Below are 559 nucleotides of genomic sequence, written 5' to 3' on the forward strand. Positions count from 1 at the left end.
TCAAGTGCCATAATCTTTGAGGTGGTGGCATGTTGGCATTTTTCCAGTTCATTTTGCAGTTCAGCGGTCGTTTTTTCAAGCAGTGTTACCTGATCGAGCGCTTCTCGTGTATGTTGTGCTTCGAGATTAAGCTTTTGTTGATAGCTTTCTTCCTGTTCGCTCAATATACTTTTATATGCCGTCTTTAATGCGGTAATAAGTGTTTTAGGTAAGTCTGTAGCATCAGAGACCACCTGTTGCTCCTGCCACTGTTTAATGAAATCAGAAACGGTTGCAAATCCGCCACCTGTCACTGCAAGCACATTGCGCACGGTGACTTTTTCACCATCAGTCATTAATTTTTCGCATACCTGAGCGACTTCATCAAAACTCAGATTATCACGCTTTGCTCTTTTTCCTCTTTTTCCTATTTTATCTGGCATGTTTCAGTACCCGTTCATTTATCTTGAAAACTCAGTGTAACAGCAGCTCCTTTGCTATTATCATTCCTATTATCAATGCTGAAGTTTGCTTTTAATTTTTGCGCTATTTGGACACATTGATCAAGTCCTATACCTGT

Annotated in this window: 1 protein-coding gene; it reads right to left on the reverse strand. The window is 40.3% G+C overall.

Annotated elements, in window-relative coordinates; translation table 11 throughout:
- On the reverse strand, positions 1-422 hold a 422-nt coding region (locus tag DNJ75_RS15230), incomplete at its 3' end, for a DNA-binding protein (RefSeq protein WP_157968428.1).
- Positions 423-559 lie beyond the last annotated feature (137 nt).

Origin of the sequence: Cysteiniphilum litorale, assembly GCF_003428165.1 — a bacterium.
In the GTDB taxonomy this organism is placed as follows: domain Bacteria; phylum Pseudomonadota; class Gammaproteobacteria; order Francisellales; family Francisellaceae; genus Caedibacter; species Caedibacter litoralis.